Source organism: Proteiniphilum sp. LBM24028 (assembly GCF_056629195.1).
Window position 1 is genome coordinate 3,097,157 of the sequence record NZ_CM152817.1, and the last position, 24,144, is coordinate 3,121,300.

26 protein-coding genes and 1 tRNA gene are annotated in these 24,144 nt (G+C 45.9%); 11 read left to right on the forward strand and 16 right to left on the reverse strand.

Annotation, left to right across the window (positions count from 1 at the left end; translation table 11 throughout):
* Positions 1 to 95: 95 nt before the first annotated feature.
* From AC1HCU_RS12425 to purN, 5 genes are all read right to left on the reverse strand, one after another.
* Entirely contained in the window at positions 96 to 1,001 is a 906-nt protein-coding gene (locus tag AC1HCU_RS12425) for an IS3 family transposase (protein ID WP_480371189.1), read from the reverse strand.
* Positions 920 to 1,441: a helix-turn-helix domain-containing protein gene (locus tag AC1HCU_RS12430; protein ID WP_480366409.1), complete on the reverse strand. Its 522-nt coding sequence runs from the start codon at positions 1,439 to 1,441 to the stop codon at positions 920 to 922. The genes AC1HCU_RS12425 and AC1HCU_RS12430 overlap by 82 nt, the downstream gene beginning before the upstream one ends.
* Positions 1,442 to 1,532: 91 nt before the next feature.
* Positions 1,533 to 2,237, reverse strand: coding sequence for a porin family protein (locus AC1HCU_RS12435; RefSeq protein ID WP_480366412.1), 705 nt, complete (start codon positions 2,235 to 2,237; stop codon positions 1,533 to 1,535).
* Between the two features lie 244 nt (positions 2,238 to 2,481).
* Positions 2,482 to 2,563, reverse strand: a tRNA-Leu gene (locus AC1HCU_RS12440).
* A 22-nt stretch (positions 2,564 to 2,585) separates the two neighbouring features.
* The gene (purN, locus tag AC1HCU_RS12445; protein WP_480366414.1) at positions 2,586 to 3,182 is read right to left on the reverse strand and encodes a phosphoribosylglycinamide formyltransferase; all 597 of its coding nucleotides are present in this window, start codon (positions 3,180 to 3,182) and stop codon (positions 2,586 to 2,588) included.
* A 154-nt stretch (positions 3,183 to 3,336) separates the two neighbouring features.
* On the opposite strand from purN, the gene AC1HCU_RS12450 reads away from it, so the two are divergent.
* Genes AC1HCU_RS12450 through rnc form a run of 3 tightly spaced genes read left to right on the forward strand, consistent with a single transcriptional unit; the run spans position 3,337 to position 5,698 of the window.
* On the forward strand, positions 3,337 to 3,573 hold the full coding sequence (locus AC1HCU_RS12450) for an acyl carrier protein (protein WP_480366416.1): 237 nt from the start codon (positions 3,337 to 3,339) through the stop codon (positions 3,571 to 3,573).
* 12 nt (positions 3,574 to 3,585) lie between these two features.
* Positions 3,586 to 4,848 carry a beta-ketoacyl-ACP synthase II gene (gene fabF / locus AC1HCU_RS12455; RefSeq protein ID WP_480366418.1) on the forward strand — a complete coding sequence of 421 codons (1,263 nt, stop codon included), beginning with the start codon at positions 3,586 to 3,588 and terminating at the stop codon, positions 4,846 to 4,848.
* Between the two features lies 1 nt (position 4,849).
* Positions 4,850 to 5,698 carry a ribonuclease III gene (gene rnc / locus AC1HCU_RS12460; RefSeq protein WP_480366420.1) on the forward strand — a complete coding sequence of 283 codons (849 nt, stop codon included), beginning with the start codon at positions 4,850 to 4,852 and terminating at the stop codon, positions 5,696 to 5,698.
* Positions 5,699 to 5,751: 53 nt separating this feature from the next.
* Here rnc and AC1HCU_RS12465 read toward each other — a convergent pair whose 3' ends face one another.
* From AC1HCU_RS12465 to surE, 3 genes are all read right to left on the reverse strand, one after another.
* Positions 5,752 to 6,768, reverse strand: a complete 1,017-nt coding sequence (locus AC1HCU_RS12465; protein ID WP_480366422.1) for an ATP-dependent 6-phosphofructokinase — start codon at positions 6,766 to 6,768, stop codon at positions 5,752 to 5,754.
* Positions 6,769 to 6,902: 134 nt separating this feature from the next.
* The gene (gene lpxB / locus AC1HCU_RS12470; protein WP_480366424.1) at positions 6,903 to 8,039 is read right to left on the reverse strand and encodes a lipid-A-disaccharide synthase; all 1,137 of its coding nucleotides are present in this window, start codon (positions 8,037 to 8,039) and stop codon (positions 6,903 to 6,905) included.
* Positions 8,040 to 8,114: 75 nt separating this feature from the next.
* Positions 8,115 to 8,879 carry a 5'/3'-nucleotidase SurE gene (gene surE / locus AC1HCU_RS12475; RefSeq protein ID WP_480366426.1) on the reverse strand — a complete coding sequence of 255 codons (765 nt, stop codon included), beginning with the start codon at positions 8,877 to 8,879 and terminating at the stop codon, positions 8,115 to 8,117.
* Between the two features lie 159 nt (positions 8,880 to 9,038).
* Between surE and AC1HCU_RS12480 the strand changes: the two genes are divergently transcribed.
* Complete coding sequence (locus tag AC1HCU_RS12480; protein WP_480366428.1) at positions 9,039 to 10,667, forward strand: alkaline phosphatase; 1,629 nt, start codon at positions 9,039 to 9,041, stop codon at positions 10,665 to 10,667.
* A gap of 32 nt (positions 10,668 to 10,699) precedes the next feature.
* Here AC1HCU_RS12480 and AC1HCU_RS12485 read toward each other — a convergent pair whose 3' ends face one another.
* The 3 genes from AC1HCU_RS12485 to purD form a co-directional block, all read right to left on the reverse strand.
* Positions 10,700 to 11,203, reverse strand: coding sequence for a DUF4251 domain-containing protein (locus AC1HCU_RS12485; RefSeq protein ID WP_480366430.1), 504 nt, complete (start codon positions 11,201 to 11,203; stop codon positions 10,700 to 10,702).
* A gap of 122 nt (positions 11,204 to 11,325) precedes the next feature.
* Complete coding sequence (locus AC1HCU_RS12490) at positions 11,326 to 12,324, reverse strand: hypothetical protein (RefSeq protein WP_480366432.1); 999 nt, start codon at positions 12,322 to 12,324, stop codon at positions 11,326 to 11,328.
* A 15-nt stretch (positions 12,325 to 12,339) separates the two neighbouring features.
* Positions 12,340 to 13,617 (reverse strand): phosphoribosylamine--glycine ligase, encoded by a 1,278-nt coding sequence (purD, locus tag AC1HCU_RS12495; protein ID WP_480366434.1) that lies wholly within the window; start codon positions 13,615 to 13,617, stop codon positions 12,340 to 12,342.
* Positions 13,618 to 13,764: 147 nt separating this feature from the next.
* On the opposite strand from purD, the gene AC1HCU_RS12500 reads away from it, so the two are divergent.
* The 7 genes from AC1HCU_RS12500 (at position 13,765) to AC1HCU_RS12530 (ending at position 20,129) form a co-directional block, all read left to right on the forward strand.
* The gene (locus AC1HCU_RS12500) at positions 13,765 to 14,715 is read left to right on the forward strand and encodes an NAD(P)H-dependent flavin oxidoreductase (RefSeq protein WP_480366436.1); all 951 of its coding nucleotides are present in this window, start codon (positions 13,765 to 13,767) and stop codon (positions 14,713 to 14,715) included.
* 38 nt (positions 14,716 to 14,753) lie between these two features.
* A complete protein-coding gene (locus AC1HCU_RS12505; protein WP_480366438.1) occupies positions 14,754 to 15,578 on the forward strand; it encodes an MBL fold metallo-hydrolase in 825 nt (274 codons plus the stop codon).
* The gene (locus tag AC1HCU_RS12510) at positions 15,579 to 16,784 is read left to right on the forward strand and encodes a glycosyltransferase (protein ID WP_480366440.1); all 1,206 of its coding nucleotides are present in this window, start codon (positions 15,579 to 15,581) and stop codon (positions 16,782 to 16,784) included. It begins immediately after the preceding gene.
* Positions 16,781 to 18,013, forward strand: a complete 1,233-nt coding sequence (locus tag AC1HCU_RS12515) for a glycosyltransferase family 4 protein (protein WP_480366442.1) — start codon at positions 16,781 to 16,783, stop codon at positions 18,011 to 18,013. Before AC1HCU_RS12510 ends, AC1HCU_RS12515 begins: the two co-directional genes overlap by 4 nt.
* Positions 18,000 to 18,722 carry a class I SAM-dependent methyltransferase gene (locus AC1HCU_RS12520; RefSeq protein ID WP_480366444.1) on the forward strand — a complete coding sequence of 241 codons (723 nt, stop codon included), beginning with the start codon at positions 18,000 to 18,002 and terminating at the stop codon, positions 18,720 to 18,722. The genes AC1HCU_RS12515 and AC1HCU_RS12520 overlap by 14 nt, the downstream gene beginning before the upstream one ends.
* On the forward strand, positions 18,719 to 19,447 hold the full coding sequence (locus tag AC1HCU_RS12525) for a glycosyltransferase family 2 protein (RefSeq protein WP_480366446.1): 729 nt from the start codon (positions 18,719 to 18,721) through the stop codon (positions 19,445 to 19,447). Before AC1HCU_RS12520 ends, AC1HCU_RS12525 begins: the two co-directional genes overlap by 4 nt.
* 148 nt (positions 19,448 to 19,595) lie before the next feature.
* Complete coding sequence (locus AC1HCU_RS12530; RefSeq protein WP_480366448.1) at positions 19,596 to 20,129, forward strand: RNA methyltransferase; 534 nt, start codon at positions 19,596 to 19,598, stop codon at positions 20,127 to 20,129.
* Between the two features lie 70 nt (positions 20,130 to 20,199).
* On the opposite strand, the gene AC1HCU_RS12535 is transcribed toward AC1HCU_RS12530, so the two are convergent.
* The 5 genes from AC1HCU_RS12535 to AC1HCU_RS12555 form a co-directional block, all read right to left on the reverse strand.
* Positions 20,200 to 20,946, reverse strand: coding sequence for a UDP-2,3-diacylglucosamine diphosphatase (locus AC1HCU_RS12535; protein WP_480366450.1), 747 nt, complete (start codon positions 20,944 to 20,946; stop codon positions 20,200 to 20,202).
* A gap of 28 nt (positions 20,947 to 20,974) precedes the next feature.
* Positions 20,975 to 21,292 carry an iron-sulfur cluster assembly protein gene (locus tag AC1HCU_RS12540; protein WP_480366452.1) on the reverse strand — a complete coding sequence of 106 codons (318 nt, stop codon included), beginning with the start codon at positions 21,290 to 21,292 and terminating at the stop codon, positions 20,975 to 20,977.
* Between the two features lie 48 nt (positions 21,293 to 21,340).
* Positions 21,341 to 22,033, reverse strand: coding sequence for a RadC family protein (radC, locus tag AC1HCU_RS12545; protein WP_480366454.1), 693 nt, complete (start codon positions 22,031 to 22,033; stop codon positions 21,341 to 21,343).
* Positions 22,034 to 22,177: 144 nt separating this feature from the next.
* Positions 22,178 to 22,744 (reverse strand): elongation factor P, encoded by a 567-nt coding sequence (gene efp / locus AC1HCU_RS12550; protein ID WP_480366456.1) that lies wholly within the window; start codon positions 22,742 to 22,744, stop codon positions 22,178 to 22,180.
* Positions 22,745 to 22,833: 89 nt separating this feature from the next.
* Positions 22,834 to 24,144 (reverse strand): NCS2 family permease, encoded by a 1,311-nt coding sequence (locus AC1HCU_RS12555; RefSeq protein ID WP_480366458.1) that lies wholly within the window; start codon positions 24,142 to 24,144, stop codon positions 22,834 to 22,836.

A 24,144-nucleotide genomic window follows, 5' to 3' on the forward strand; every position in this document is an offset into this window, starting at 1 on the left:
TTTTCTTCCTACTTTCGTTTTCCAACTTCTCACACCGCCTAGTTAATTGGCAGGCAGGGCTGTAGTGACCCCAAAAAGTTGGACAAGATTATAAATTAAGATTCTTGTAATAGAGCTCGGTATTGCACCGGGCTCTTTCCATTTAACCTGTTTTTTATCCTTTCATTGTTATAGTAATTAATGTATTGTTTTAAAGCCGTTATAAACTCTTTGGACGATTCAAACTTTTCCGCATATAGCAATTCGGTTTTCATGATTCCAAAAAAGTTTTCTGCCACGGCATTATCAAGACAGTTTCCTTTTCGGGACATGCTCTGGATAATTCCATGTTCTTCAAGGATCTTGCGGTAACTATATTGCTGGTACTGCCACCCCTGGTCAGAATGAAAGATAATCCCACTGGTTTTCCGCACTTTACCAAAGGCTTTGTCCAACATTTCATTTATCATTCTCATATTCGGACTATTGGATATACTATAGGATATTACCTCGCCATTAAACATGTCAAGTATTGGCGACAGATATATTTTCTCATCTCCAATCTTTACTTGTGTAACATCCGTAGTCCATTTCTGGTTGGGCCGGCTTGCCTTGAAGTCCCTTTCAAGCACATTAGGAGCAATTCTGCCAACTTCGCCCCTGTATGAACGGTAGCGGACTTTCCTAATCCTGCATTTCAGATCCAATATCCCCATTAATTTTTGTACCGTCTTGTGATTTATCCCGTACCCCCTATTCCTCATCCCGGCCGTGATGCGTCGATAACCGTACCTGCCCTTGTGCAGGTCGTATATGTTCTTGATCTCCATTTTCTCACGCTTGTATTTGTCGGCGGAATTCAGCCGATTACGGTGGTAGTAGAAGACAGAACGTGCCATCTGTTTACAATCCGGCAGGATTGTAAGATCATGTTCCTGCCTTAGTCCTTCGATGGCTTCCGCCCAGTCATGCATTCGTGGGCTTCTCTTTCCTCGACTAAAGCTTTGACTTTTTTTAATAATGCATTCTCGGCTCTCAGCCTGGCATTCTCGCTCTGAAGTTTCTCCAGTTCTGTTTTCGGTTCCTGCTTCTTTGCTCGACTCATATCCTTTACCGGTCGTCCCTGTTTATTCTGTACGTGCAGTACTTGATAACCCTCTTTCCTGACGGCCCTTACCCAGCTTTCCAGCGCAGTCATACTTACACCATACTGTAAAACAACCTCCCGTAAAGATAATTTATTTTCAATTACGAGTCTTGCTGCTGCCACTTTAAACTCACCGTTAGCACGAACATTTGGCCGCTTTTGCAAACCTTGATCCCCAAAACGGTCATGTTTGCGCACCCATTCCAATATCATCCCCTCATGAATATCGTATTCTCTGGATAGGTGAGATATGGGCGTTCCGTTCCTTACCCGGAATACAATAGATAATTTCTTTTCAAACGTGTGTTTAGACATAAAAATAACCCCCAAAAGTATTTTGTCTAACTTTTGGGGGTCGGTTCAGTGTGATTCACCCTCTTTTCTTTTTCAATGAATGATCTTATGTCTAGAATTTATATCCCACAGAGAGGTACGCTGTTTGATTTTTCACGTTGGCATCTTTGTTTCTGGAGATGTTCAGTAAGCCCATGTCCCATCCAAAATCCACAATGAACGATTCAAGCTCAAACCCGACACCCACACCCACGCCGGCGTCAAATGGCTTGTACCCGAGCTTTTCATCGAAAGTCTTCACGTTGACACCGCTGCTGTTTATCTGTTTGAGAACGGCATCTACCGCCGACTTGGCTTCTGCCGGCACATAACCTTGGACTTTCACATCTGGCTTTCCGGTGATCTTGCCTCCGATACCGTAAGCCGCATAAGGACCTGCGTGTAACACCAGGCGTGTTTCGGAGGCCACATTCACCTTATAAGCAAAGTGCAGGGGAACTTGCAGATACATGGCGTTAACCGTATTGTCCATAGAGCCGGAAATCTTAATATCCCCTACTTTCTGGTCTATTTTTGCAGAGGACAGCTTTGCACCCTTCGTCATAAAATAAAGCCCTGACTGGAGAGCCACATTGGGCGCAAGCTCATAATCTGCAGCTATACCTACATGATAGCCCAGTTTCATCTTGGTATCCTTCACCTCTTTTCCGTAAAGATTAGACATGTTTACTCCACCTTTCAATCCAAGGGAAAGTTCCTGTGCGTCTACGGCACCAAACATCGCTACCATCACGAGTAGCAGTACGATTTTTTTCATAATTTCTGTAATTAGATAGACAATCTGTAAAATTTTCTTGAAACGATTTTCTTTTTATTCGCTTCCGATTATTAGATGCAGAATGATTAAAATCCCTCACCCCATTGTAATTTTTTTCACAAAAAAATACAGGCAGAGAAGGATAAAGCAACTAACGACTATCGTACAGAATGTTACGCAGAGGAGTTGATCCATCTATGAATAAAAAAAACTCCTCCACGATTTCTCGTGAAGGAGCTTGCTGTGCGGCTGAAGGGACTCGAACCCCCACGACTTTCGTCACCAGATCCTAAGTCTGGCGCGGCTACCAATTACGCCACAGCCGCAAAGTGAAATACAAAGATACGATTATTTATGATACTGCTGATCCTCTTGTTCGCTTTTTTTCAGCAATGCACCGATCACCTTCGGGTAGTAGGTATACTCCAGTGCATGTACCTTACCGGCCACCACTTCGGGAGTATCACCCGGCAACAGCTGACAAGTGGCCTGAAAGATAATGTCACCCTCATCGTAGTGCTCATTGATATAATGGATGGTGATACCAGATTCCTTTTCACCTGCTTCCACTACAGCACGGTGTACCCGGTCCCCATACATTCCCCTCCCGCCGTATTTGGGGAGTAATGCCGGGTGAATATTTACAATACGTCCCGGATATGCTTCAAGAAGAGGCTGTGAAATTTTCAACAGAAAACCGGCCAGTACGATGAAGTCGATCTCATACTCGTGAAGAATTTCCAGTATCTCCATGCCATCGTCGAATTCGGCCTTCGTGAAAGTAAATGAAGGAATACCCAGTTTTGCGGCTCGTTCATGCACATAAGCGTCCGGATTATTGGAAAGAATGAGTGGGATATGCACCCCGGCATCCCCTTTAAAATAGTTGGCTATATTTTCAGCGTTACTGCCACTGCCTGATGCGATAATAGCGATTCGTGCCATGAAAACATTTTCATTTTATGCACAAAAAAACGTAATTTGTGCACTTTCTTCGATTTTAGTCTGCAAAAATTTGCACAATTAGAGAAAAAATGCGTTACTTTGCAATCGCAAATTTAAGAATAATATTTTTATTTATTAATTAATATCGAAAGTTATGTCTGAAGTAGCAGAAAGAGTAAAATCTATCATTGTCGACAAATTAGGTGTTGAAGAATCAGAAGTTACGGAAACAGCCAGTTTCACTAATGATCTGGGAGCAGACTCTCTCGACACGGTGGAATTGATCATGGAATTCGAAAAAGAATTCAACATCTCAATTCCCGACGATCAAGCAGAAAAAATTTCTACCGTCGGAGATGCTGTTTCGTATGTAGAACAACACGCGAAATAATCCATTTTATTCATGGAGTTAAAAAGAGTAGTAGTAACAGGCCTGGGGGCAATCACCCCACTCGGGAACGATGTGCAAACCACTTGGGAAAATGCCCTTGCTGGGAAGAGTGGCGCCGGGCCTATTACTCATTTCGATGCATCGCTTTTTAAAACACAGTTCGCCTGTGAAGTAAAAGATTTCGATCCAAGTGATCTGTTCGATCGCAAGGAAGCCAGAAAGTATGACCGTTACGCCCAACTGGCCATCCACGCAGCAAAGGAGGCGATGGAAAATTCAGGCCTCGATCTGGAGAAAGAAAACTTAGATCGTATCGGGGTAATATTTTCTGCCGGAATAGGAGGAATAAGAACATTTGAAGAAGAAGTAGGTGAGTTTTACCTTAACAAGGATAAAGGGCCACGGTTCAATCCTTTTTTCATTCCGAAAATGATAGCGGATATTGCAGCAGGGCATATCTCTATGATTTATGGACTGAGAGGTCCCAACTATGCCACTGTTTCGGCTTGTGCTTCGTCCACAAATGCCATTGTGGATGCTTTTAATCTTATTCGTCTGGGAAAAGCAAATGTCATCGTTACCGGAGGTGCCGAAGCGACCATCAGCCCATCAGCTGTGGGAGGCTTCAATGCCATGCATGCTTTGTCCACACGCAATGATAACCCACAGTCTGCATCACGTCCATTCAGCCTCAGTCGCGATGGTTTCGTGATTGGCGAGGGTGGCACTGCACTTATTCTGGAAGAGCTGGAACATGCTGTGGCACGTGGCGCAACCATCTATGCGGAAGTAGCCGGTGGAGGCATGTCAGCAGATGCTCATCACATCACGGCATCACATCCCGAGGGATTGGGTGCAAAGTTGGTGATGCGTAACGCGCTCGAAGATGCCAAAATGAAGCCGGAAGATATTGACTACATAAACGTACATGGTACCTCTACACCTGTGGGAGATATCTCGGAAGTAAGAGCAATCCTCGATGTATTTGGTAATCACAGCTACAACCTGAACATCAGTTCCACCAAATCTATGACCGGCCATCTTCTGGGAGGTGCCGGTGCACTGGAGGCCATGTTCAGCATCCTGGCAATCAGAGATCAGATTGTCCCCCCTACCATTAACCATGAAGAAGGGGACGAGGATCCGGAGATTGATTACAACCTGAACTTTACATTCTACAAAGCTCAAAAAAGGGAGATAAGAGCTGCGTTATCAAACACTTTTGGCTTTGGGGGACACAACGCAAGTGTAATTCTCAAGCAATACAACAAGTAGTGTGTTAAGAAGATTCGTAAAAAGGATCAAGGCTCTTCCTCATAAAGGTAAAGAGCCTTATCTTTCGTTTTACAATGTACTGGGATTTTATCCTGACTGGATAGATCTCTACAGGGAAGCCATGACGCATCGTTCGTCTTCGATCCGTTCAAAGAAAGGAAGATGGGTAAACAATGAACGTCTTGAGTTTCTGGGCGATGCCATTCTCGATGCTATCGTCGCCGATATCCTGTATAAAAAGTTCGAACATAAGAAAGAGGGATTTCTCACCAGCACGCGCTCACGCATCGTACAAAGGGAAACTCTTAACAAGTTAGCCGTGGAGCTGGGACTCGACAAACTTATTATCTCATCGACACGTAACTTGGCGCACAATACCAATATATATGGTGATGCACTGGAAGCATTGATCGGTGCCATCTACCTCGACCAGGGTTACCGTGTAGCCAAGAAGTTCGTGTATGAGACCCTTATCAAACAACATTTGAACATAGAGACCGTACTCAAGAGTGAGGTAGACTTCAAATCGCGCCTCATTGAATGGGGCCAGAAAAATAAAGTAGATGTGTTTTTCGAGGTTACCGATGCGTCATACGATGCGCAAAACAATCCTGTCTTCAGTTCCTGCGTCAAAGTGGGCGGAGTGGAAATAGGGTCAGGCAAGGGTTACTCCAAGAAGGAATCCCACCAGATGGCGGCAAAGGTGGCTATCAGGAAACTGCGGGAAAGTAACGAGTTGCAGGAGGTGATTGCCCGAACAGCCAGCACCGGTATTTCAAATCCCGACAACCGCATGGAAAAAACGTCACTCCCCGATTTTGAAGAGGAACAAAACACTGAGGAACTTTGATTGTGCAGAAAGACACGAAGAAAGAGGCACCTGAAGTGCCTCTCTTTATCTCATCACCATACACCAAATGATATTCCCATTCTTTTCCCCTGTACTACAAGGTTAGACTCCGGATTCACCAGACGTAACTTTCCGGCTACTTCCGACAGGGGCACATCGGAAATCTTATTGCCCAGCCTGGCCACCATTCTGCCGAATTTTCCTTCATGAATCAGTTCTGCGGCATGTCCACCCAGCAGGGTTCCCAAAATTCGGTCATAAGGCGAAGGTGATCCCCCGCGCTGAATGTAACCAAGCACTGTTTCGCGTGTCTCAAAACCGGTCTGTTCCTCAATTTCGCGGGCAAAGTAAGCAGCCGGACGTTCTCGTGTAGGCACCTCTACACCTTCTGCCACCGCCACAATTGAATAAGCCTTACCCATTTCCATCCGTTTTTGGATTTTATCGATCACGACCTTCATATTATAACCCAGTTCGGGCAAGAGGATAATATCAGCGCCACCCGCCATTCCGGCATAGAGTGTGATCCATCCGGCATGATGCCCCATCAGCTCAATCACCATCACGCGCCGGTGTGAACTGGCTGTGGAGTGAAGTCTGTCGATTGCTTCGGTGGCAATATTTACAGCAGTATCGAAACCAAAAGTAATATCTGTGCCATACACGTCATTGTCAATGGTTTTAGGTATTCCCACCGCATTCAACCCTAACTCGGAAAGCATCCACGTAGTACGTTGTGTGCCGTTTCCGCCAATGCACACAAGACAGTCGAGTCCCAGTTCATGGTATGCTGCTTTTATCTGTTCACGATCCTTCTCATCGGGTGAAGTAATCATTTTCCGGAATACCTTTTCGCGTGCCGTTCCCAGAATTGTACCCCCCAGATTCAATATCCCGGACAAAGAGGGATCTGTAAGTTCCACTACATCTTTATACAATAACCCGGAAAAACCATTTTGAATACCAATTACCTGCATGCCGTAATTGTTAATGGCTGTCTTTCCCACACCACGAATGGTTGCGTTAATACCGGGGGCGTCTCCACCCGAACTGAGAATGCCTACCTTCATTTTTTATTATTTTATTATTTGCACAAAGGAAACAAAAAAGAGAGAAAAAACACCTCTTCGAAGAAATTAATTTATCATTTCTTCGAAAAGTAATATATGAGCTTCTTCTGCACAAAAGATCATGCAAAAAAATATCATAAATGCAACTGACTGTAAATAATTTCTGCGGCTCTGCGTGATGCACCCGGTTCTCCAAGCTTCACTTGCATCTCCTTGTAATTATTGAGCATATTTTGCCGGTAACTTTTCACGTGCAACAATTGTTTGAGTTCCGTCCGGATGTGGTCGACGGTAAATTTTTTTGCGAAAAGCTCCTTGACAACCTCTCTACCACTGATCAGATTTACAAGCGAAATAAAAGGTGTATGCAAAATATACTTAAATCCCAACCAGGTCAGTCCCGGCAATGGTGTTCTGTAACAGACGACCTGAGGCACATTGAGTAAGGCGGTCTCGAGCGTGGCAGTACCTGATGTTACAAGAGCAGCATCGGCCTGTGCCAAAATTCTATACGTACAATTAAACAACACCCGGACAGGTGGGAATGAATTTTCAAACTCCTTATAAAACAACGGGTCTATACCGGGCGCCCCGGCCACAATAATCTGGTACCCGTCGGCGAAACCTTTCACTGCCTCCAGCATCGCAGGCAGATTACTGGCAATCTCCTGTTTGCGACTTCCTGCCAGAAGTGCGATGATGGGCTTATTTTCAATATTGTGGGCAGATACAAATTCATCGAAGGATTCCCCGGGCTGGTCCCTGTTCACAATGGCATCTACGGTGGGATTACCCACATAATGTACCCTGTACTGGTGCTTCCTGAAAAAATCCACCTCAAAAGGCAGTATGCAGAGCATCTCATCCACATATCTCTTCAGTGATTTCACACGATATTCCTTCCAGGCCCATACCTTGGGTGAAATATAATAATGAACCGGAATATGCAGCTTCTCCTTCACATACCTTGCCACCTTCAAATTAAAACCAGGATAATCCACCAGTATTACCACATCGGGTTTGTATGCTGCAATATCTTTTTTGCAGAAGTCCAGATTACGCAGGATAGTCTGTGCATGCAGTATTACCGGAATAATTCCCATATATGCCATTTCGCGATAATGCTTCACCAGCGTGCCGCCTTTCGATTGCATCAGGTCGCCCCCAAAGAAACGAAAATCTGCATCTTTATCCAGTTCCCGGAGCGATTGCATCAGGTTGGAAGCATGCAAATCTCCCGACGCTTCTCCTACCACAAGATAGTACCTCATATCAATATTATTTACTTATTATCAATCGAATACAGGTGTAGAAAAGCTGATAGCTGAATGATAACCACTTTCATCTCATATCTCCCATTTTTTCAACTCCGGCATAAAATCATAGGCTGTCATATCAATCTTTACAGGCACAACAGCTGCATATCCGTTAGCGAGTGCCCACTCATCATTGTTGTCATTTTCCTCTTCCCAATTCTCGAAGTTACCGGTCATCCAGAAAACATCTCTTCCCGATCCATCCTTCGAACGGTGATATTCGTTCACCCACTTCCCCTGTGTCTGTGTGGTAACACGAACTCCTTTTATCTCTCCCATAGGTACGTTCACATTCAGACAAACACCGGAGGGCAAGCCTGCTTCAAGAACCTTTATTGCCATATTACGTGCAACGGCAGCTGTAGCCGTGAAATCAGCATCTGGCCTAAAATCGCAAAGCGAGAAACCAATGGAAGGAATATTGAAAACACAACCCTCAATGGCTGCACCCATCGTGCCTGAATAAAGCACACTTATTCCGGCATTGGAGCCGTGGTTGATTCCAGAAACCAACAAATCGGGTTTCCGATTCATGAATTCATTCAATGCCAGTTTCACACAGTCTACCGGAGTCCCGTTACAAATGTACGAAGTCAACCCTACCTCACTGTGAATCAATCTTGCACGAAGTGGGTTCGAGGTAGATATGGCGCAAGACATACCCGAACGGGGTGAATCGGGAGCAAATACTATAATTTCTCCTAAATCTTTCATCGCCTCAGTCAACGATGCAATTCCCTTCGCATGATAACCATCATCATTGGTAATCAATATCAGGGGCTTTCTGTTACTCATTATTATTCTTTTTTTTGAAATACAAATATAAGGAAAATCAGACTGTTTCCCCAATCTATGAGAAATGTCCGAATATACATTTACTCCATCTTGATTAAAACGTAACAACTATTTTATAACTTTGTATGTTCTACATTACAAACTAAAAATAGTTATTCAATGAAAAAGATAAACATCCTTTTTTTTCTGTTCTTTTTTTCTGTGATCCTCACGGCACAGGAAGTAAGGCCGGTAAAAAATATCATCGTCATGATCCCTGACGGCACCTCTGTGAGTGTTTATTCAGCTGCCCGTTGGTTTAAACAGTATAATAATCTAGGTATAGGATTACATATAGACCCTTACCTCACAGGTACCGTCACCACCTTCTCATCCAACGCTCCCATAGGAGACTCTGCCCCCACTGGCTCAGCCTATGCGACAGGTGTTCTGCAGCAAACAGGAAATGTGGCCATTCATCCCGAAGTATCGGAGAATGACCTTTTCCAGGTAGAGGAATCACGTACCTGGCAGCCTGCGGCAACCATTCTCGAAGCAATGAAGATAGAAAAACAAAAGGCAGTAGGACTGGTCGTCACCTGTGAATTTCCGCATGCCACACCTGCCGACTTCTCAGCCCACCATTATAAAAGGAGTAACTATGCCGCACTGGCCACTCAGATGGCCTACCAAAACCTGGACGTAATGTTCGGAGGTGGAAATGGCATCCTTACGGAGGATATCCGTCAACATTTCAACAACAACGGCACCACACTCATCAGTGATGATCGGAATGCACTTCTCAATTACACAGGTAACGGAAAAGTATGGGCATTATTTGGTAAAAAAGCTTTGCCATACGATATCGACAGAAATCCGGATAAGGTGCCTTCAATTGCCGAAATGACAGAAAAGGCACTGGAGCTTCTATCTAAAAAAGAGAATGGTTTCTTTCTGATGGTTGAAGGCAGTCAGGTCGACTGGGCCGCTCATGCCAACGATGCAGCTTCCATCATTCACGAGTTTCTAGCCTTTGATGAGGCAGTGGGAAAAGTTATGGAATTTGCCAAAAATGATGGAAATACAGCGGTATTGATTCTTCCCGATCATGGCAACAGCGGCTTTTCAATTGGTACAAGCAACTGTCCTGGTTATGACAAACTCTCTTTGGAGCAATTATTTGGAGCAGTATCTAAAATTAAGTTAAGTGCCAACGGTATTGAATCGGTACTTGTGAACACAAAACCGGAGGAGATCAAGGCCGTGTTCAAAGAATATACAGGCATTGACATTACCGGGGAGGAGTTACAAACATTACTTTCTTCCAAAAATTACAAGGAAGGGGATTATACAAAAGTGGGTACCAGCAATAACCTCGCACACAACATAGTAAACATCCTCAACTCACGCAATTGCTTCGGCTTTACTACAGGAGGGCATACCGGCGAAGAGGTGATCATGGCCTGTTATCACCCACAGGGTGATCTTCTTAAAGGCCATGTCATGAACAGGGATGTAAACAACTATATGCAGGAGGCAGCGGGTTTGGAAGTCTCACTTCAGGAACTTTCAGACAGGTTATTTGTAAAGCACGATCAGGTTTTCGCAGGCATGAATTTTACAATCGACAAAAAGAATCCCGATTTTCCCCTGCTCAGAGTAAAAAAAGGAAAAAACATTCTGGAGGTGAAAGCTTTTTCTTCTGTGGCTACGATGAACGGGAAACCCTTCGACATAGGTTCAGTGACTGTTTATATCGACAAAAACAATACCTTCTACTTACCTTCGGCTCTGGCAGAGAAACTATAATAAAAAAATCCACTGTTATGGTGGATTTTTTATTACTCCTCTCCTTTGGTTTCAATGGTTCCCTGAAAGCTGATAGTCTGCCGGTTCATGTCGTTCACATCGAGGCGGGCGGTTCCGTTTTCCCATAGATCGAAACGGAAAGTCACAGGCCGATCCAGATCGAAGAAGGTCACCTCCATGATCCAATTATCCTTACGGTTTCCGGGAAATGGCACTATCTTGAAATTGGTGCTGGTAAAATTAAAACCGCCTTCCCGTGGATCCATCGGAGCACGATAAGCCCGGCCATAATAAGGAAGATAAGCTTTCACCGTATCGGGAGATACCTTCACACTGTAATGAGGCGAAAGATAAACCGATCTGAATCCGGTAGGGTAGGCATAGGTAGCTTCAAAAATAAATTCCGACATCTCTACCGCCTGACGTATTTCAGCTGCCAGTTGTTCTTTTTCCGCCGCTGTCCGGGTACTGCCACAAGCTCCGAAAACAAGAACCATAAAGGACAACACAATTCCGTAAAATGCAAATTTCTTCATATTTTTCCTCCTTGTCTCATCTTACTCTCATTTGCACATATCCAGGTATCAAACTGATAATCAAAGGGAGTTACTAAATAAACAAACATTGTGAAGAGATTGTTTAGTCAATAAAACGCTATTTAAAGAAAATGTGACAAATAGAAGAGCAGCCCTGTTATCACGATCAGCAAAGCCAGATATATATAAGCTGGCGATTGGGTTCTCGTGTAAAAATAGGCATTCAGGTAGGATATGAGTGCAATACTGAGTGAAAGAAAAAAAAGTGTCTCCTGCCAATAAAGTATCTGGAGTAGTAACTGGAAAATAATCAGAAAGACTAAGAACTGCATGAAACTCATTGTTAACACTTTATCACGTGAGTAAATATTGATGCTGAGTACCATGTTGGAAATAAAAAAAAGGCCGGACAATACCACCACGCCCCACTCCATTAGGGAGAAAGCAGGAAGTTGCGGTAATGAAAATGAAGCAAAGGATAGAAAAGGCCTCGCAAAGCCTGCCACATCATCTAACAGAAAATATAGAGAAAAGAGGGAAACATACACAAGAGACAGGCCGAATAAAGAAGATAAAAATGAACGAAACTGCGGTCCGCGCATCGATCGTTCTCCACGCCACCATAAAGGGAGCAGCACAAGTGCATAAATCTGAAACAGGGAAGCAATGCCAATCAGAATGGCCGAACGGAAGGAGTAGAGTGTGGCATTGGATATCTGATAAGATCTCAATAAGGGGAAAAAAGCAATCAATACAAAAATAAGTGCAATATAATCGGCCCTCATCACCATAAACCAGGGATGGAGGCTCAGCAGAAAGAGAGGAGCAATAAAAGGAAGACTGGAACGTGCGCGGATTAATGTAAACCTGTTATTTATCGCTGAGATCAGCGCTGCAATCAAAAAAACCGAAAGCGTGGAGGAAGCCAGGGAGGCCACCGGGGTGGCAAACCAATGAGCAACATACTGCCATAAATACCCGGTATCGGGGTACGCAACCGGTAAGCCATCGTCCCTGAAAAATAAAGCTGCACGCATGACTACGATAACCAAAGAGGCAAATGGCGTGACAAAACGTCCCTCAATTATGTATGTTCTAAAAGATTTGACAATAGCCTGCATGACTTGACCGCTTTTTTACTTGTTGCGGAGGTCAAACCCGATATCTTTCCGGAAATAGGCCTTATCGAACCTTATTTTGCCAATATTGCGGTACGATGTAGAAAGTGCTTCTTCCATGGTATTGCCGTAAGATGTGACAGCAAGCACGCGCCCCCCGGAAGTAAGTACGTCCCCATTCCGGCTGTTGGTCCCTGCATGAAAGACAACACTGTCTACCACACTGTCCAGCCCTTCAATCCGTTTCCCCTTTTCGTATGCTTCGGGGTAACCTCCCGAAACCATCACTACCGTTGTGGCATACCGCTCATCTATTTCCAGCACGCGCTTTTCAAGTGTTTCTGTGGCTACGCCTATAAACAACTCCAGCAGATCAGACTTTATTCTTGGCAGTACTACTTCCGTTTCGGGATCTCCCATTCGCACATTGTATTCAATGACCTTCGGACTGCCCTCCACATTGATCAGCCCCAGGAAAATGAATCCCTTATAATCGATTTCCTCTTTTAGTAACCCCTTCACAGTGGGTTCCACTATCTGGGTACGTACCTTTTCCATGAAAATGTCATTGGCAAATGGAACAGGCGAGACAGCTCCCATACCGCCAGTATTCAATCCGGTATCCTTCTCACCAACCCGTTTATAGTCTTTTGCCACAGGTAATATCTTATAAGACTGTCCATCTGTCAGCACAAAAACAGAACACTCAATACCCGATAAAAACTCCTCAATCACTACTTTGTTGCTCGCCTCACCAAACTTTCCGTTAAGCATTTCCCAAAGCATTCGTCGTGCTTCATTCAGATCGTCGAGAATAAGTACACCTTTTCCAGCAGCCAGGCCATCGGCTTTCAATACATAGGGCGAAGAGAGTGAATCAAGAAATTCATTTCCTTCCTGAATATTTTCCAGCGTTACGCTCTTATAACGGGCTGTCGGAATAGCATGACGCATCATGAAATGTTTGGCAAAGTCCTTGCTTCCCTCCAGTTGAGCACCTTTTTGAGAGGGGCCGATTACGGCAATGTGACAAATGTCCTCATCGTTATGAAAAAAATCATACACACCATTCACTAGCGGATCCTCGGGACCTACGACAATCATGTCGATATCGTGGCTGAGTGAAAACTGTTTCATCGCTTCAAAATCGGTTACTCCGATGGGAATGTTGGTGCCCACCAAAGCAGTGCCGGCATTACCGGGAGCAATGTACAAATTATTGAGATAACTGCTCTTGCGTATCTTCCACGCCATAGCGTGTTCGCGGCCTCCGGAGCCAAGTAGAAGGACATTCATAATGTCAGGAATAATCAATTTTGAAATTACAGTTCAAGCCAATGCAGACACAATGGGCAACGGTGTGCAAAGCTACTAAAAAAAATCTAAACCAGAGATTAGATGGAGAAAAATGGAGATAATGTTATCTTTGCATAAATTTGGAAAATGAACAACAACAGAATTAATTCACTTTTCGGTATCCGATATCCGATTATACAGGCGGGAATGGTATGGTGCAGCGGCTGGCGGCTGGCATCGGCAGTAAGCAATGCCGGCGGGCTGGGACTTATAGGAGCCGGATCGATGCATCCCGACACATTGCGGGAACATATAAATAAATGCAAGGACGCGACCGACAAGCCGTTTGGTGTAAATATACCCCTCATGTATCCACAAATTGAGGAAATCATGCATATTGTGATGGAGGAAAAAGTACCCATTGTCTTCACCTCGGCGGGTAATCCCAAAACATGGACTGCCAGGTTAAAAGAGAAAGGAAGTATTGTCGCCCATGTAGTATCCAGTTCAAAATTTGCCCTAAAGGCTGAAGAAGCCGGCGTAGATGCAATTGTAGCAGAAGGGTTTGAAGCGGGTGGCCACAATGGGCGGGAAGAAACAACCACTCTCACGCTCATTCCCCAGGTAAGGCAGGCGGTGGCACTGCCACTCATTGCAGCGGGCGGTATTGCGACCGGCGGGGCAATGGCCGCCATGTTGGCACTGGGCGCCGAAGGAGTACAGGTTGGCACCCGTTTTGCGCTGACGGAAGAAAGCTCGGCCAGTGAAACTTTCAAACAAAAGTGTCTTTCACTGAACGAGGGAGATACGCTTCTTTCACTAAAAAAAATAAGTCCCACGCGGATGATCAAGAACGAGTTCTACCAACAGGTACAGGAGCTGGAAGACCGGGGAGCCACACCCGATGAGCTACGTGCATTGCTGGGAAGAGGACGCTCAAAGAAAGGAATCTTTGAGGGTGACCTCACGGAGGGTGAGCTGGAGATCGGACAGATCGCATCACACATCAGACAGGTGCTTCCCGCCGCACAGGTAGTAAAAGAGATGATTGAGGACTATAACAGGACCGTGGTAGGCTTGTCCGTAAAAACGTTTTAAAAGATAGTTTTCAAAAACTTATTATCTTTGCATCCACTATGCAGTATAAACTATTCCAGGCAGACCGGATCTCCTTTTTCAGCCTAAGCAGCGGCAGTTGCGGCAACTGTTATTACCTGGGCAACGCACACTATGGCATCCTTATCGATGCCGGTCTTGGCCCGCGCGTAATCAGAAAACGACTTGCCGAACATGGTATAGAACTATCCTCTATCATGGCCATCCTGATCACGCACGATCATTACGACCACATTAAATCGGCCGGTTATCTGGGAGAGAAAATGCATATACCCGTCTATGCCACACGCGAGGTGCATCGTGGTATTTCCAACTGCCCCATGATACACAATAATCTCAACGGCTCCACCAAATATATTGAGAAAGGAGTTCCCTTTCAGATTGAGGATTTTCGTATTACGGCATTCGACGTACCGCACGACAGCAACGACAATGCAGGCTATTTCTTCGAGTTCGACGGACAGAGAATGACGCTGGCAACTGACGTGGGCTCCATCACCGATGAGGTGGCCTATTACATCGGCAAGGCGAACCACCTGGTTATAGAGAGCAATTACGACGAGGAGATGTTATTAAACGGACGTTACCCCTACTACCTCAAGCGCAGGATTACCTCCGGTACCGGACACCTGAGTAACCGGCAGACGGCCGAGTTCCTGGCAAACAACTTCACCTCCGATCTACGTAATATCTGGCTCTGTCATCTGAGTGGGGACAATAACAACCCCGAGCTGGCCTATAACACAACAAAAGATCATCTGTCACGAAAAGGTATCGAGGTGGGTCATCATGTGGCATTGCACGTACTGCAGAGAAATATCCTATCGAAAAAAACAGAGTTTTGAATGAAAATACTCTATGTCTTTGGCGGTATCCCACCCTATGCAAATGCGATGCTCAACAGGCTGGTTGAAAAGAATACCAAGGTCGTCGCTGTAATCCCTGCGCGCAGGAGTAAGGTGCTGGGCAAAGGCGTGAAAGTAATCGATGAAAAGCAGGCAGCATACAGGATCATTGACAGCAGAGAGCAAAAAACGGTTTTCGGTAAAAATTATTTCCCCGATTTACCGGATATTATTGAAAGAGAACAGCCTGACATACTTGTCACCGGCTGGCCCTACTTTCTGCAGTTCTTCAAATATGGCAGGCTCAGGAAGGTACTCCGTAAAAACGGAGTTCGTTTTGTGATTCGCGAGATTCCTTTCCAGGTGCCCCCGTATGGAAAAATACGTGCCTACTTCAAGGAACACCCTATGTACAACGAAGATATGAAACTGTTAAGCTGGGGACTGCCCTTCTACTTCAGACAGTGGGTCACCATGCTGATAAGAAAATATTGCTACCGCAGGGCCGATGGCGCTTTAGCCTATTCATCGCTGGGAAAAACCCTCATGCCCACCTACGGTATCCGTGAAGAACGTGTTTTCGTTACTTACAATACCGGCGACAGTGAAGCTCTGCTGCGCGAAAAGGAACTACTCCTGCAGAAGCCTCCCATCCTCCCTGAAAACAGTCACCGAATTATTCACATAGGGCGGCTCGTCAAGTGGAAAAAGGTTGATTTACTGATGGATGCTTTTGCAAAAGTATTAAAAGAGTTTCCTGATGCAGAGCTCGTAGTAGTGGGTGACGGACCAGAAAGAGGGTCCCTTGAAAGAAAGGCCAAAGCACTGGGTATAAAGGAAAGGGTTCTTTTTACCGGCGGGGTGTACGATCCGAGAACAATCGGCGCCTACATGAGCGCTTCTTCCATCTACGTGCTTGCAGGAATGGGCGGGTTATCCATCAATGACGCGATGGCTTACGGCCTGCCGGTGATCTGCTCGGTATGCGACGGTACTGAACGTGATCTGGTTACCCACCATGACAACGGGTTCTTCTTCCGCGAAAACAATGCGGACGATCTGTTTGAAAAAATATCCCTCTTACTCAGGGACACTACCCTGAGAAAACGGATGGGCGAAGCCTCTCTTCGCGTGATCGAAGAGAAGATAAACCTGGAGAGCGTGAGCAACCGCTATCTGGATGCCTTTAGAAAAATAGTCACATGAACATCCTTATCGTCAACACATCAGATGTGCACGGGGGGGCTGCCATTGCTGCCTTCCGGCTGATGAATGCACTCCTGGGGGAAGGAGAGCACGTGAAGATGCTCGTACGTGATAAACAAGCCGTTCACGCAAGTGTCATCCCTGCCGGCAGCAAGCTGCAGAACAAGTTCAACTTCTACCTGGAGCGTGGCGTCATCTTTCTCCGTAATGGATTCACAAAACGACACCTTTTCGATATCTCTATTGCCAACACTGGACTCTCCATTACCGACTTGCCCGCATTCAGGGAAGCCGATGTGATTCACTTACATTGGATCAACCAGGGGATGCTTTCCCTGGATGAAATTGGCCGCATTATCGCCTCCGGCAGGAAAATTGTCTGGACGATGCATGACATGTGGCCCTTCACCGGCATCTGCCATCATGCTGCGGGATGCATCCGCTACGAAAGATACTGCGGAGACTGTCCATGGCTCAGAACACCCTCACGAAACGACCTGTCACATCGGCTGTTTATTACAAAGCAGGTTGTTTATTCCAGAGGAAGGATCACTTTCGTTGCGTGCAGCAACTGGCTCAGGGAACTGGCAGCAAAAAGTCCGCTCACAACAGGGCATCGGGTGGTTTCCATTCCCAACCCCATCGATACCGCTGTCTATATTCCCATGGATAAAAGTGAGGCGCGTCGTCGGCTGAATCTGCCGATGGACAAGAAAATAGTGCTTTTTGCAGCCGTAAAAGCTGCTGATCCGCGTAAGGGGATGGATTATCTGGCAGAAGCGAGCCGCATTATGGCGCAGCAACATGACGACATTCTCTTTTTGATTGCCGGCAACGACGGGGAGGAACTGGGAAAACGCCTCTCACTGCCTGCAAGGAGTCTGGGATATGTGGCGCCTCAGGATATGCCCGGAGTATATAATGCCGCCGACCTGTTCGTGACACCCTCTCTGCAGGAAAACCTGCCTAACACCCTCATGGAGGCTATGGCCTGCGGCACACCCTGTGTGGGGTTTCATACCGGTGGTGTCCCCGAGATGATCTCCCACGGCACAAACGGTTACGTAGCTGCATACAGGGATGCGGACGACCTTGCAGAAGGTATCCTTGGAATATTGTATGGAAATAATGGGAGACTGTTTTCATCGGAAGCACGCCGTAAAGTGGTGGAGGAATACAGTCAGGAAAAAATTGCCCAACGCTATAGGCAACTTTATGCAAACGAATAACAACATCACCGACCAGGCGCACTGGGATGCGTACTGGACTCATTACAGGTATGACCGGATACCCGACAAGGTGGTTTTCCATCCTTTTGTGAATCAGTTAAGACGGGGCAAGAGTCTCATTGATGTCGGCGGATTTCCAGGTGTATTTGCTGCCTGGTTTTACAAACATGGTATCACCGATGTGACCGTCCTTGATTTTCACTTGAACAGGGATATCGTCCACAATTTCGAGAAGATTAACGGCTTGCCCGAAAACAGTATCCAGTGTATTCACACCGATTTTTTCTCCTTCACGCCGGAGAGAAGATATGATGTGGTCTTTTCCTCCGGATTTGTCGAGCATTTTGAAGATACAGCGGATGTAATCAAAAGACATGTCGATCTGCTGTCTGACGAGGGCCAGTTACTCATCCTCCTACCCAACTTTCTGGGGTTGAACGGAATGATACAACGAAGACTGGACAGGGAGAACCTGGAGGCACACAACCTGAAGTCGATGCAAATACCTGCTCTTAAAGAGATTATGCATTCCTATCCTCTCCACGATGTTTCAGTGGAATACATCGGTAAACCCATGGTATGGCTTGAACCTAAACCAGAAAATGAAAACTTGCGAAAATGGGTGAAAGCACTGAGCTACGCCATTAAAATATGTCCCCTTCGGGGCAGGATGTTATCGCCCTTCATCGCCATATACGCCCGAAAATGAAATCATTATCCGTCATTACCGTCACCTATAATGCCGCCCTCACACTTGAGAGGACACTGAAGAGCGTCAGGGAGCAGACATACCCCCACATCGAGCATCTGATTGTGGATGGAGAATCGAAAGACAACACGGTAGCACTGATACAGCAATATGCACAGGAGAAGATGGTCTGGGTGAGCGAACCGGACCAGGGTCTCTACGACGCCATGAACAAAGCCGCAGGGATGGCTTCTGGCGACTATCTCTGTTTTCTGAATGCGGGGGATACTTTTTTCGCACCCGACAGTGTGGAAAAGATGATGCACACCATGGATCCCGACAACGCTCCCGATATTATCTATGGTGAGACAGCCATAGTGGATGAAAGAGGAGCCTTTCTTTCGATGCGCCGGCTGAAGGCACCGGACAGGCTTACCTGGAAAAGCTTCAGGCAAGGGATGCTGGTATGCCATCAGGCGTTTATAATAAAAAGGGAGCTATTTGAACCATACGACCTCTCATATCGCTTTTCCTCCGATTTCGACTGGTGCGTACGCATGATGAAGAAAGCATCATCGATTCACAATGCCCGCCTCACGCTGATCAACTACCTGAATGAAGGAATGACCACTACCCACCGGAAAGCATCACTGAAGGAACGGTACCACATCATGGCCCACTATTATGGATCGTTCTCCACTTTTTTACACCATCTCTGGTTTGTGGTGCGCGCGGTTTTGAAATAGGATGAGGGTGGAGCGGCTGACAGGCTGGTAAATTGATACTTTTTATATATTTCAAACTGTAAGCAGAATAACAAGAGCTGTGGGTCTATCTCCAACCGCTGTACTTACACTGTTTAATTCTAAAAAACTGATAGCTGATAACAAATCAATGAAAAGACGAAAGCTGAAACTTGAGGAACTACACCGCATCAGTGTAGGTGAGTTCCGTGTAGCACGGAAAATTCCCCTGATTGTGGTACTCGATAACGTAAGGAGCCTGCATAATGTCGGATCGGTTTTCCGGACGAGCGATGCCTTTCGTGTAGAGGAGATTATACTCTGCGGCATCACGGCGACGCCACCCAATGTGGATATCCATAAAACAGCTCTCGGGGCTGAGGATGCGGTCAAATGGCGTTATTTCGAAGAGACTCCAGAGGCGGTACAGACGTTGAAATCTGCCGGTTATACCGTTTTTGCCATTGAACAGGCTGAAAACAGCCTCTCACTAGAATCGGTTGTACTGGAAAAAGAAAAAAGATATGCCGTAATCTTCGGACATGAAGTACACGGCGTACAACAATCTGTAGTGGATTCATGTGACGGCTGCATCGAGATCCCTCAATATGGCACAAAACACTCCCTCAACGTGTCGGTCACGGCAGGCATTGTCATCTGGGACTTTTTCAGGAAGTTGATGTAATCCTGCAAGGATATTTTCATTAGTGGGGATGTTGCTCCACTGATTTCATACGGTACAGGCAAGCATAGGCCTACACGGATTCAAAATGTTCCAGCTTCACCATTTCCCCGTCGAAAACGGCATAAGAGAAAAAAGTAATCCAGTCACCCAACATGATCACATGAACCTGTTCCGCTATGGGTAGATCGAGCAGGATATGGCGGTGCCCGAAAACGAAGTAGTTGATATCGGGCGATGCAATCAGCTTTTTTTTCGCAAAAAGGATCAGATATTCCCGCTCTTCACCAAGATACGGCTGCACACCGCCGTTCTCACGGCTGCTGTTTGACCAGGCATGTGCCAGCGGAATCGTCCATCGGGGATGTATGGCAGAGAAGCACTTACGCAGAAACTTGCTGTGAAATATTTTCCGCAGCAGATGAAACGACCATGATTCATCTCCAAGGCCATCACCATGTGCCAGAAAAAATATTTTTCCTTGTATGTCGGTTGTCAGCGGCTCAAAATGAAGGATCATCCCACATTCTTTCGTGAGATAATCGGTGAGCCATATATCGTGGTTCCCTATGAAAAAATGGACCTCCACCCCGGCATCGGTCACCTCTGCCAGTTTACCCAGCAGACGGGTGAATCCTTTCGGCACCACATGTTTGTATTCAAACCAGTAATCAAAGATATCACCCAAAAGATAAATTGCCGACGCATCCTGCTTCACGAAATCAAGCCACCGGCATAACTTACGTTCTGCATCAATTGTGTTGGTATGAAACAGGGAACCCAGATGGGCATCGGCGAGAAAATAGACTTTTTTACTCACGGTTATGCTGTTCAAAGTCGTCGCGGAGTTACATCATCCCCAGTTCCAGCAAAGCCTCCTCACTCATCATGGAACGATCCCAGGGAGGATCGAAAGTGAGATTAAGGTCCAGGCTGTTCACTTCCGGAATGGACTCCACCTTTAGCTGCACATCCATCAGAATAAAATCGGCAGCGGGACAGCTGGGCGATGTAAATGTCATCTCTATGGTTACGTTGTTGTGGTCATCAATGTCCACATCGTAGATCATTCCCAAATCGTAAATATTTACCGGTATCTCGGGATCATATACCGTACGGAGCATGACTACTATCTTATCTTGTAATGCTTGTAATTCTTCGTTCATAACTTGCCTGTTTATTTATTAAACCGATTATCCGGCATATTGTTTATTTTACCCCAATATCCCTTCATCGGCATAACTGTAATAGCTCTCTCCGCACACAATGATATGGTCGAGCAGGGTGATATCCATCCACTGTGCGGCTTCCTTCAGTTTCCTCGTAATTTTTGTATCCTCCGGACTGGGCCGGCTATTTCCCGATGGATGGTTGTGTCCCAACAGGATGCCGGAAGCATAGTGTCCCAGCGCCTCGCGGAGGATCAGGCGAATATCCACCACTGTGCCTGAGATCCCTCCCCTGCTCACCTGTAGCATGTTCAACACCTTATTGGACCGGTCGGTAAGCAGCGCCCAGGTCTCCTCATGATTCAGGTCACAGAGGATAGGATAAAAATGATCGTAGGCATCACGCGAGGAAGTTATCTTCCTGCGTTCGACCGCTTCAGTCGCTTTTCTTCTTCGGCCCAGTTCCAGTGCGGCAATCACGGCAACAGCCTTGGCCTCACCGATACCTCTGAACTGCTTTATCAGATCGGTCACACCCACTCTTCCCAACCGGTTCAGGTCATTCTCCACACTGAGCAGAATACGTTTAGACAACTCGACAGCACTCTCCCTGTCATTCCCGGATCCAATCAGAATAGCAATCAATTCGGAATCCGAAAGTGCAGAAACCCCCTTGAGAACCAGTTTCTCCCGCGGACGATCCGCCTCGGCCCACTGCTTGATACTTAACTTGCTCATGATGTTCCGTTTCCGAAATTACATGCGACAAACATACATAAAAAAAATGAACCGGAAGTTCCCCCTCGCGGGAAAATAAAAGGACGGACATATATAATCACATGCCCGCCCTGGTGTAAAGTAAGGCTGAAAACAGATCTGCAATTATTCTCTCACACGTTCCACGTAAGAGCCATCGCGTGTATCTATCTTAATTTTTTCTCCCGTGTTGATGAACAAGGGCACACGCACCTCCGCACCGGTTTCAACGGTAGCTGGCTTCAATGTGTTGGTTGCCGTATCCCCCTTGATACCCGGTTCGGTGTAAGTAATCTCCAACACCACATGTGTAGGCATTTCTGCAGTCAAGATACTACCGCTTTCGGCATGCATCTGCACTTCCACCACATCTCCCTCCTTCAGAAACTGAACACCTTCTATCTGCTCCCCCGGAATAGGAATCTGTTCGAAGGTCTCGGTGTTCATGAAATTGTATCCCATGTCGTCGCGATACAGGTACTGAAAAGAACGACGTTCAATACGTACTTCATCTACCCTTACGCCGGAGTTAAAGGTTTTTTCGAGAATACGTCCCGTAGTCACATTTTTCAGTTTGGTACGCACAAATGCAGCACCCTTGCCGGGTTTTACATGAAGAAATTCAACAATAAAGTAATATTGTCCTTCCAGGTCGATGCACATGCCGTTCCTGAAATCAGCGGTTGTTGCCATAAATATTTAAAATAATTTTTTATAATGATTTGTATAAGAGCGCAAAAGTACTCAATCCATCGATAAAAAACAAATGAATTCCCTATTGTTTACAGGACTTTCACTGCATCCAACACCAGTTTAACGATGAACAACACAAATATGACCCACATAGTCACAGAGATATGTTTCCATTTTCCGCTTACTGCTTTCAACAAAACAAACGACAACATACCAAAGACAATCCCCTGTGCAATGCTGAAGGTAAAGGGCATCATCACGATGGTTAGAAAGGCGGGCAAAGCTTCCGTCATATTGTCAAAATTGATCTTTACCACCGCCGTGATCATAAATAATCCGACCAGGATCAACGCCGGAGCGGTAGCAGATGCGGGAACCATTAAAAAGAGAGGAGCCAGGAATAACGCCAGGGCAAACATAGTCGCCGTGGAGAGAGCCGTTAAACCGGTGCGTCCCCCTACAGCTACGCCAGATGCACTCTCCACATATGACGTCACCGTGCTGGTACCCAGCAGCGCACCGAAAGTAGTTCCGAGGGCATCGGCAAAGAGTGCCTTTTTTATCTGTGGAAAATTACCCTCTTTGTCGGTTATTCCAATTTTGGATGCAACACCCAAAAGTGTGCCAATTGTATCGAACAGGTTTACAAAGAGGAAAGTAAATACCACAATAAGCATGTCGAGCGTAAATATTTGAGTCCATTCAAACTGCATGAAAATGGGAGAGATATCAGGAGGCAGGGAGACGATATTTCCCGAAGGTAACTTTACAAGTCCAAGAATGATTGCAAACACAGTAGCCGCCACAATTCCAATCAGAAAAGCGCCATGTACTTTTTTAAAATAGAGTGCGGCTGTAAGAATAAGGCCCAATGAGGCGATCCATACATGCGGGTTCGACATGGTTCCAAGGGTGACCATCGTGTTTTCATCCCTTACAATAAGCCCGGCATTCTGCAGGCCAAGAAAAGTAATGAAAAGGCCAATTCCTACCGGGATGGCATTTTTGATCGTCGTGGGGATACTTTTTACAATCATTTCGCGCACATTGAAAAAAGTAAGGATAATGAAGACAATACCTTCAATAAAAACGGCCGTGAGCGCCATCTGCCAGGAGTACCCCAGGCCGAGCACCACCGAGAAAGCAAAGAAGGAGTTCAATCCCATACCCGGTGCCTGCGCGATGGGCAGGTTGGGGATAAATGCCATAAACAGGGTCCCCAGCACACTGGCAAGTGCCGTGGCGGTGAACAGTGCAGCTTTATCCATGCCCGATGCGCTAAGGATATTGGGATTCACCACCAGAATATAAGACATGGTGAGGAAGGTGATGATTCCGGCTATTAGCTCGGTACGTACTGTGGTCTTGTTTTGTTTTAACTTGAAAATTTTTTCCAGCAT